The sequence below is a fragment of the Streptomyces sp. NPDC048392 genome, from assembly GCF_043200575.1.
Taxonomy (GTDB): domain Bacteria; phylum Actinomycetota; class Actinomycetes; order Streptomycetales; family Streptomycetaceae; genus Streptomyces.
The window spans coordinates 19,344-28,632 of sequence record NZ_JBICYB010000051.1 but is presented as its reverse complement, the minus strand read 5'-3'; the positions used below and the strand labels follow the sequence as shown (position 1 = coordinate 28,632).

Genomic DNA, 9,289 nt, shown 5'->3' with positions numbered 1-9,289 from the left:
ATACGATCTAGACACTCGCATCCTCGCAGGTCAACGGCACCTTTCTGCTATCGGGGCGTCAGATCCCTTAATTCCGCTGAATACCCGGGGTTAAGCCTGGACGAGTTGGAGCCGACGCCGGTTGATGGCTGCGCCGGTTGCCGGGAACTGGCCAACGTGCGAGATCGGGCCCGAACGGGTGGCGACATGACGACCGTGTCTGACTGCAACGTCCTGATGCGGAAGCACCCCGAGGGGCACGCATGACGCGCGCTGTGTACCGGTTCGTTGACCACACGATCCGCCATGAGCCAGCGGGCGGGGTGACGTATGAGCTGTTCTGTGTGGCGCATGAGTGCGGGGCCGAGTCGGGCCCGCAGGACAACCAGGAGACGGCGCAGGATTGGGCTCTACGGCACAGCGGGCAGACCGGTCACGACCTGTTCCGGCGAGTCTTCACCGACCATGCCCGCGTGACCCGCGCCGACCAAGACCCCGACCCGCAGAGCGACGGCGAGTAAGACAGCTCCGCGAGTCGGACGGCGACGCTCCCGACCGGACAAGCCCTGTGCAGGGGTAGGACGTACCCCGTCTGAGTTGACGTGCTCAGGCACTCGCCCCGGTCCGCCCTCGTATGCGGGGTGCCGCTTCGGCGGTGAGGGCGTCGCTATGGCCCCGCTTGTGTGCCGCCCCCCGTGGCCATGAGCGGGGCCGTTTGTTGTCCGTCGCTGGCCATAGGGTGCCCCCATGCATGTTGCCTGGGAAATCGACTTCGAGGACGTTGCCGGAACCGAGGAGCGGCCGGACGCTCAATCGGCATCGGAATTGATCACTGATGTTCTGCTGAATGTCTTCGGGAGCGAAGAGACCATGACCCGCGCTCACGTGATGTTGCACGTTGCGTCGCCGCTGCATGAGCAGATCATCAACGAGGGGAACGCCGCTATTGAGCGGGGCGAAGAATGGACCGCCGAGGTGGGTCCGATCCGGGTAACACTGCGCCCGTAGCCCACGTTTCCGCAGGTCAGAGCGGGTCCACCCAACTGTGTTAGCCTTTGCCGACGCCGGGCGGGCCCACGAGGGCCAGCACGGCACCGCCTCCCCGCCGGCCGCCGCCGACGACGCCGAGGCCCCGGTCGACGCGCCGCTTGCGCACGGCCAGGTACTCGGTGATGCGCTCCTTCACGTCCTCCAGGCCCGCGTGCTCGGCGTCGAGCACGGCCTGGGCGCCCTGGATGTCGTAGGCGTCCTCGGTCCGCTCGCTCCACGGCATCTCCAGGACCGTGTCGAGCCAGGTGCGGATCCAGGAGCCCTCGGGCGACTGGTCGGAGGACCGCTCCAGCTTGTCGACCTCCTTGAGCGCGGCCTCGCGGACCTTCTCGGGCAGGTCGGCGGCCTCGACGCGGGCGCGGTAGTCGTCGGACTCCTCGGCCGGGTCCTTGCCGTCGCCGTTGATTTCCCGCAGCTCCTTGCGGACGGCTTCGAGCTGGCGCCGCAGCAGGAACTCGCGCTGCTGCTTGTCGACGCCCTCCTGGACGTCCTTGGCGATGGTCTCGGCGACGTCCTGCTCGGCGAGGTGGTCGCGCAGTTGCTGGGTGGCGAGCTTCAGACGGGCGACCGGGTCGGTGGTCTCCAGCAGCTCGACCTTCTGCTCGGTGGTGAGGAAGGGCGAGTAGCCGGAGTTGTCGGCGAGCGCGGACACGTCGTCGATGGCCTGGACCCGGTCGACGACCTGCCAGGCGCCGCGCTTGCGCAGCCAGGCGGTGGCGAGCGCCTTGTACTCCTTCATCAGCTCGGTGACCTGGCCGGGCGCGGAGCCTCCCCGGCCGGAGGCGGGGGAGGGGTCGGGGACGGTCTCGTCGACCCGGGTGCCCTCCACCCAGAGTGCGGCGCCCGGGCCGGTGGTGCCGGCGCCGATGCGCACCCGGCCCCGGCCCCGGATCAGGGCGCCCGGGTCCCCGTCGGCCAGCCTGCCGACCTGTTCGACCGTGCCGAGGACGCCGGTGGCGGCGTAGGTGCCGTCGATGCGCGGGACGAGGAGGACCCGGGGCTTGCCGGGCTCGGACCCGGCGGCGGCCTGGGCGGCCTCCACCGCGGCCCGTACCTCGGCGTCGCTCAGGTCCAGGGGGACGACCATGCCGGGCAGGACCACTTCGTCGTCGAGCGGCAGCACGGGCAGGGTGAGCGGTGTGAAGGCGGCGGACTCAGCAGCCATGATCTCCCCTTCGGCAGTCAAGTTGAGTTACACCGACTCAATGAAAGGGAGCCCCTGATTGTTCCCCGCAGCGTGTTCGCTCTGAGCGATCAAGGGCCGGGGCCGCCAGGCGTACGAGCAGGCGTACAGACGGCAGCGCGGGCGCAGCTCCCGGCATTCCCCGGTGTCCCCCCTGACAGGATGGGACGATGCCCATCACTTCCCACGACTCCCACGACATTCCCGAGGTGCTGGACCGTCGCGAGAGCCCGTACGGCGAGGTCGTCCTGCGCCGGCACGGGGCGCTGCTGCAGATCATCGCCAACGGCTGCTTCCTGATGGACACCTCCGACGGGCGCTCGGAGCGGCGGCTGGTCGACGTGGCGGCCGACGCGCTGGCCGCCACCGGCGGGCGGACCGCGCCGCACCTGCTCATCGGCGGACTCGGCGTCGGCTTCTCCCTCGCGCACGCGGCCGCCGACCCGCGCTGGGGCCGGATCGCGGTCGTCGAACGCGAGCGCGCCATCGTCGACTGGCACCGCGGCGGACCGCTGTCGGCGCTGTCGGCCGGCGCCCTGGCCGATCCGCGCACGGAGATCGTCGAAGCGGACCTGGTGGGTTACGTCAATGAGACATCCGACACGTACGACGCGCTCTGCCTGGACATCGACAACGGCCCCGGCTGGACCGTCACCGAGGGCAACGACGGGCTGTACGCGCCGTCCGGACTGGCGGGCTGCGCACGGCTGTTGAGACCCGGCGGAGTGCTTGCCGTATGGTCCGCGCAGCCCTCTCCGGAATTCGAAGAAACCTTGCGTAATGCCGGTTTCCAGCAGGTGCGTACCGAAGAGATCCCCGTTGCCCGGGGCGTTCCGGACGTCGTCCACATCGGCGTCGGGCCTGGATAGCAAAGGCGCCGTGGCTCCCCGTACGCTGCTGCTCTGACGCGGATCATTCAAGCGTCAATCGCAGTCATGGGATCACCCCACTGATTCCGGAAAGCACACCTCAGGGGCGGGCGATGGAGCAGACACAGACCTCCCACAACGGCACGACGGCCACCCAGGGCTCACAGCGCCGGGTGCTGGTGGTCGAGGACGACCAGACGATCGTGGACGCCATCGCGACCCGCCTGCGCGCCGAGGGGTTCCTGGTGCAAACGGCGGGTGACGGTCCGTCCGCCGTCGACACGGCGGAGGCGTGGCAGCCCGATCTGCTGATCCTCGACATCATGCTGCCCGGCTTCGACGGTCTGGAGGTCTGCCGGCGCGTGCAGGCCCAGCGGCCGGTGCCGGTGCTGATGCTCACCGCCCGCGACGACGAGACGGACCTGCTGGTCGGGCTGGGCGTGGGCGCCGACGACTACATGACCAAGCCGTTCTCGATGCGCGAGCTGGCCGCGCGCGTGCACGTGCTGCTGCGGCGGGTGGAGCGGGCCGTGGTGGCCGCCTCGACGCCGCGCAGCGGCATCCTGCGCCTGGGCGAACTGGAGATCGACCACGCGCAGCGCCGGGTGCGGGTGCGCAGCGAGGACGTCCATCTCACTCCCACCGAGTTCGACCTGCTGGTCTGCCTGGCGAACACCCCGCGCGCGGTGCTCTCCCGCGAGCAGCTGCTCGCCGAGGTGTGGGACTGGGCGGACGCCTCCGGCACCAGGACCGTGGACAGTCACATCAAGGCGCTGCGCCGCAAGATCGGGGCCGAGCGGATCCGCACGGTGCACGGCGTGGGCTACGCGCTGGAGACGCCGACGCCATGAGTTCGGGACGGGGGACCGCGCGCAGGAGCCCAGGCCCTCGGAACACCGGGGAGCCCTGGGGCGGCGTACGCCCGTTCTCGATCAAGACCAAGCTGGGCGCGCTGGTCGTCACCTCGGTGCTGATCACCACCGGTCTCTCGGTGATCGCGGTGCACACCAAGACGGAGCTGCGCTTCATCACGGTCTTCTCGATGATCGCCACGCTGCTGATCACGCAGTTCGTGGCCCACTCGCTGACCGCGCCGCTGGACGAGATGAACGCCGTCGCCCGCTCCATCTCGCACGGCGACTACACCCGCCGGGTACGCGAGAACCGCCGCGACGAGCTGGGCGACCTGGCCGTCACCATCAACCGCATGGCCGACGACCTGGAGGCCCAGGACCAGCAGCGCAAGGAGCTGGTCGCGAACGTCTCGCACGAGCTGCGCACCCCGATCGCGGGCCTGCGCGCCGTGCTGGAGAACATCGTCGACGGGATCACCCGGGCCGACCCGGAGACCATGCGCACGGCGCTCGGACAGACCGAGCGGCTCGGCCGGCTGGTGGAGACGCTGCTGGACCTCTCCCGCCTGGACAACGGCGTCGTACCGCTGCGCAAGCGGCGCTTCGAGGTGTGGCCGTACCTGTCGGGCGTGCTCAAGGAGGCCAACATGCTCGCCTCGGCACGCGCGGGCATCGCCTCCGGCTCCGGCAGCCACACCCGCACCGACGTGCATCTGGCCCTGGACGTCTTCCCGCCGGAGCTGACCGCGCACGCCGATCCCGAGCGCATCCACCAGGTGGTCGCCAACCTCATCGACAACGCCGTCAAGCACAGCCCGCCGCACGGCCGCGTGACGGTCCGGGCGCGGCGCGGGGAGCTGCCCGAGTCCCTGGAGCTGGAAGTGCTCGACGAGGGCCCCGGCATTCCGCGCTCGGAGTGGCGCCGGGTCTTCGAGCGGTTCAACCGGGGTTCGGTGTCCCGGCCGCACGGTCCGGGAAGCGACGGCGGCACCGGTCTGGGCCTCGCGATCGCGCGCTGGGCGGTGGATCTGCACGGCGGCCGGATCAGGGTGGCCGAATCCGAGCGGGGCTGCCGGATTCTCATCACTCTTCCGGGCCTGCCGTCGACGTCCGGTTGACGTAGGGTTCGGAGCGGAGCCTCAAGATCCATTACATCCGCGCTGGCGGACACGTGTGATCGGGCACAGGCCCGCGTTCGTGGAGCGCCGGGCGACGGTCACCCGATCCCGCACGCGGCAGAACCTCGCTTGTTTCCCGCCATTTCCAGCACCGAAACGCGGTCCGCGATGTGACTTACGCGACGATGAACGGGCCCGGTCTGACCTTACGGGTCGGGTAGGCGTAGCCTTGATTTCCGCTGTCCACCATCTTGTGAAGCGGAAGAGGGCGGTTCTCGCCGTGTCGCCACAGTCCCCCACCAACTCGAGCATCTCGACCGACACCGACCAAGCGGGCAAGAACCCCGCGGCCGCGTTCGGTGCCAACGAGTGGCTCGTCGACGAGATCTATCAGCAGTACCTCCAGGATCCGAACTCCGTGGACCGAGCCTGGTGGGACTTCTTCGCCGACTACAGGCCAGGAGCGCCCGCGGCCCAGGCCGCCCCCGCTGCCACGGCCACGGACTCCGGCAGCACGCCACCGGCCGCTCCCGCCCCGCAGGCACAGGCTCCCGCCCCGGCCCAGCCGCAGGCGGCCGCCCCCGCTCCCGCCCAGCCGGCGCAGCCCGCCGCCGCCCCCGCGGCTCCGGCCGCGAAGCCCGCTCCCGCGCCGGCCAAGCCCGCCGCGCAGCCCCAGGCGAAGGCCGCCGCGCCCGCCAAGGACGCCACCGCCGCCCCCGAGGGGCCGGAGATGGTGGCCCTGCGCGGCCCGGCCGCCGCGGTCGCGAAGAACATGAACGCCTCGCTGGAGCTGCCCACGGCCACGTCCGTGCGCGCGGTCCCGGTGAAGCTGCTGTTCGACAACCGCATCGTCATCAACAACCACCTCAAGCGCGCCCGGGGCGGGAAGATCTCCTTCACGCACCTGATCGGCTACGCGATGGTGCAGGCCATCAAGGCCATGCCGTCGATGAACCACTCGTTCGGCGAGAAGGACGGCAAGCCGACCCTCGTCAAGCCGGCGCACATCAACCTCGGCCTCGCCATCGACCTGGTCAAGCCCAACGGCGACCGCCAGCTGGTCGTCGCGGCGATCAAGAAGGCCGAGACGCTGAACTTCTTCGAGTTCTGGCAGGCCTACGAGGACATCGTCCGCCGCGCCCGCGACAACAAGCTGACGATGGACGACTTCACCGGCGTCACCGTCTCCCTGACCAACCCCGGCGGCCTCGGCACCGTCCACTCCGTGCCGCGCCTGATGCCCGGCCAGTCGGTCATCATGGGCGTCGGTTCCATGGACTACCCGGCGGAGTTCCAGGGCACCAGCCAGGACACCCTGAACAAGCTCGGCATCTCGAAGGTCATGACGCTCACGTCGACCTACGACCACCGGGTCATCCAGGGCGCCGCCTCCGGCGAGTTCCTGCGCCAGGTCGCCAACCTCCTCCTCGGTGAGAGCGGCTTCTACGACGAGATCTTCAAGGCGCTGCGCATCCCCTACGAGCCGGTCCGCTGGCTCAAGGACATCGACGCCTCCCACGACGACGACGTCACCAAGGCCGCCCGCGTCTTCGAGCTGATCCACTCCTACCGGGTCCGCGGCCACGTCATGGCCGACACCGACCCGCTGGAGTACCAGCAGCGCAAGCACCCCGACCTGGACATCACCGAGCACGGGCTCACCCTGTGGGACCTGGAGCGCGAGTTCGCGGTCGGCGGCTTCGCCGGCAAGTCCCTGATGAAGCTGCGCGACATCCTCGGCGTGCTGCGCGACTCGTACTGCCGCACCACCGGCGTCGAGTTCATGCACATCCAGGACCCGAAGCAGCGCAAGTGGATCCAGGACCGCATCGAGCGCTCGCACACCAAGCCGGAGCGCGAGGAGCAGCTGCGCATCCTGCGCCGGCTGAACGCGGCGGAGGCCTTCGAGACCTTCCTGCAGACCAAGTACGTCGGCCAGAAGCGGTTCTCCCTGGAGGGCGGCGAGTCCGTCATCCCGCTGCTCGACGCGGTCATCGACTCGGCGGCCGAGTCCCGTCTGGACGAGGTCGTCGTCGGCATGGCCCACCGCGGCCGGCTGAACGTGCTGGCCAACGTGGTCGGCAAGTCGTACGCGCAGATCTTCCGCGAGTTCGAGGGCAACCTCGACCCGAAGTCGATGCACGGCTCCGGGGACGTGAAGTACCACCTGGGCGCCGAGGGCACCTTCACCGGCCTGGACGGCGAGCAGATCAAGGTCTCGCTGGTCGCCAACCCCTCGCACCTGGAGGCGGTCGACCCGGTCCTGGAGGGTGTCTCGCGCGCCAAGCAGGACATCATCAACAAGGGCGGCACGGACTTCACCGTCCTGCCGGTGGCGATCCACGGCGACGCGGCCTTCGCGGGCCAGGGCGTGGTGGCCGAGACCCTGAACATGTCGCAGCTGCGCGGCTACCGCACCGGCGGCACGGTCCACGTCGTCATCAACAACCAGGTCGGCTTCACCGCCGCCCCGGAGTCCTCGCGCTCGTCCATGTACGCCACCGACGTGGCCCGCATGATCGAGGCACCGATCTTCCACGTGAACGGCGACGACCCGGAGGCCGTGGTCCGCGTCGCGCGGCTCGCCTTCGAGTTCCGTCAGGCGTTCAACAAGGACGTGGTGATCGACCTCATCTGCTACCGCCGCCGCGGTCACAACGAGTCGGACAACCCGGCCTTCACCCAGCCGCTGATGTACGACCTGATCGACAAGAAGCGCTCGGTGCGCAAGCTCTACACCGAGTCCCTCATCGGTCGCGGCGACATCACCCTGGAAGAGGCCGAGCAGGCTCTCCAGGACTACCAGGGCCAGCTGGAGAAGGTCTTCACCGAGGTCCGCGAGGCGGTCTCGCAGCCGTCCGCCGCGGAGCCCTCGGACCCGCAGGCCGAGTTCCCGGTGGCCGTGAACACCGCGGTCAGCGCCGAGACCGTCAAGCGGATCGCCGAGTCCCAGGTCAACATCCCCGACCACGTCACCATCCACCCGCGTCTGCTGCCGCAGCTGCAGCGCCGCGCGGCGATGGTCGAGGACGGCACGATCGACTGGGGCATGGGCGAGACCCTCGCCGTCGGCTCCCTCCTCCTGGAGGGCGTGCCGGTCCGCCTGACCGGCCAGGACTCGCAGCGCGGCACCTTCGGCCAGCGTCACGCGGTCGTCATCGACCGTCAGACGGGCGACGAGTTCACGCCGCTGCTGTACCTGTCCGAGGACCAGGCCCGGTACAACGTCTACAACTCCCTGCTCTCCGAGTACGCGGTGATGGGCTTCGAGTACGGCTACTCGCTGGCCCGCCCGGACGCGCTGGTGATGTGGGAGGCGCAGTTCGGCGACTTCGTCAACGGCGCGCAGACGGTCGTGGACGAGTTCATCTCGTCGGCCGAGCAGAAGTGGGCCCAGACCTCCGGCGTCACCCTCCTCCTGCCGCACGGCTACGAGGGCCAGGGCCCGGACCACTCCTCGGCCCGCCCGGAGCGCTTCCTGCAGCTCTGCGCGCAGAACAACATGACGGTCGCGATGCCGACCCTGCCGTCGAACTACTTCCACCTCCTGCGGTGGCAGGTGCACAACCCGCACCACAAGCCGCTGGTGATCTTCACCCCGAAGTCGATGCTGCGCCTGAAGACCGCGGCCTCGAAGGCGGAGGAGTTCACGACGGGCCAGTTCCGCCCGGTCATCGGCGACGACTCGGTCGACCCGGCCGCCGTCAAGAAGGTCGTCTTCACCGCCGGCAAGGTCTACTACGACCTCGACGCCGAGCGGAAGAAGCGCGGCCTGACGGACACGGCCATCATCCGCATCGAGCGCCTGTACCCGCTGCCGGGTGCCGAGCTCCAGGCGGAGATCGCCAAGTACCCGAACGCCGAGAAGTACCTGTGGGCCCAGGAGGAGCCGGCGAACCAGGGTGCCTGGCCGTTCATCGCGCTCAACCTGATCGACCACCTGGACCTGGCGGTCGGCGCCGACGTCCCGCACGGCGAGCGCCTGCGCCGCATCTCGCGACCGCACGGCTCGTCCCCGGCCGTCGGTTCCGCCAAGCGGCACCAGGCCGAGCAGGAGCAGCTGGTGCGTGAGGTCTTCGAAGCCTGAGGCTTCGTACGGGCCCGGCACCGCCTGACCCGACCTGACCGGAGAGGCCGGCCCCGTCCAGGGGCCGGCCTCTCCGGCTTGTCTCCGGACCGCTCGCCCGTCCGCCCGGCCGAGGCAGGGCTCGAAGTCCCGGTACGGCCGGGTGCGCC

At 69.8% G+C, this 9,289-nt stretch carries 6 protein-coding genes and 1 pseudogene; 6 read left to right on the top strand and 1 reads right to left on the bottom strand.

What is annotated here, in order from left to right; all coding sequences use genetic code 11:
- The first annotated feature begins 242 nt into the window (after window positions 1-242).
- Window positions 243-500 carry a hypothetical protein gene (locus ACGFYH_RS34385; protein ID WP_393807088.1) on the top strand — a complete coding sequence of 86 codons (258 nt, stop codon included), beginning with the start codon at window positions 243-245 and terminating at the stop codon, window positions 498-500.
- Between the two features lie 226 nt (window positions 501-726).
- On the top strand, window positions 727-987 hold the full coding sequence (locus ACGFYH_RS34380) for a hypothetical protein (protein ID WP_393807087.1): 261 nt from the start codon (window positions 727-729) through the stop codon (window positions 985-987).
- A 46-nt stretch (window positions 988-1,033) separates the two neighbouring features.
- Here the strand turns inward: ACGFYH_RS34380 and ACGFYH_RS34375 are convergent.
- A pseudogene (locus ACGFYH_RS34375) lies at window positions 1,034-2,194 on the bottom strand (LON peptidase substrate-binding domain-containing protein); the annotation flags it as partial.
- 188 nt (window positions 2,195-2,382) lie between these two features.
- Here ACGFYH_RS34375 and ACGFYH_RS34370 point away from each other — a divergent pair.
- From ACGFYH_RS34370 to ACGFYH_RS34355, 4 genes are all read left to right on the top strand, one after another.
- Window positions 2,383-3,081 carry a spermidine synthase gene (locus ACGFYH_RS34370; RefSeq protein ID WP_393807086.1) on the top strand — a complete coding sequence of 233 codons (699 nt, stop codon included), beginning with the start codon at window positions 2,383-2,385 and terminating at the stop codon, window positions 3,079-3,081.
- Window positions 3,082-3,194: 113 nt separating this feature from the next.
- Window positions 3,195-3,932: a response regulator transcription factor gene (locus ACGFYH_RS34365; RefSeq protein WP_393807085.1), complete on the top strand. Its 738-nt coding sequence runs from the start codon at window positions 3,195-3,197 to the stop codon at window positions 3,930-3,932.
- Complete coding sequence (locus ACGFYH_RS34360; RefSeq protein ID WP_393807084.1) at window positions 3,929-5,053, top strand: sensor histidine kinase; 1,125 nt, start codon at window positions 3,929-3,931, stop codon at window positions 5,051-5,053. The genes ACGFYH_RS34365 and ACGFYH_RS34360 overlap by 4 nt, the downstream gene beginning before the upstream one ends.
- 280 nt (window positions 5,054-5,333) lie before the next feature.
- Complete coding sequence (locus ACGFYH_RS34355; RefSeq protein ID WP_393807083.1) at window positions 5,334-9,140, top strand: multifunctional oxoglutarate decarboxylase/oxoglutarate dehydrogenase thiamine pyrophosphate-binding subunit/dihydrolipoyllysine-residue succinyltransferase subunit; 3,807 nt, start codon at window positions 5,334-5,336, stop codon at window positions 9,138-9,140.
- Window positions 9,141-9,289: the final 149 nt, after the last annotated feature.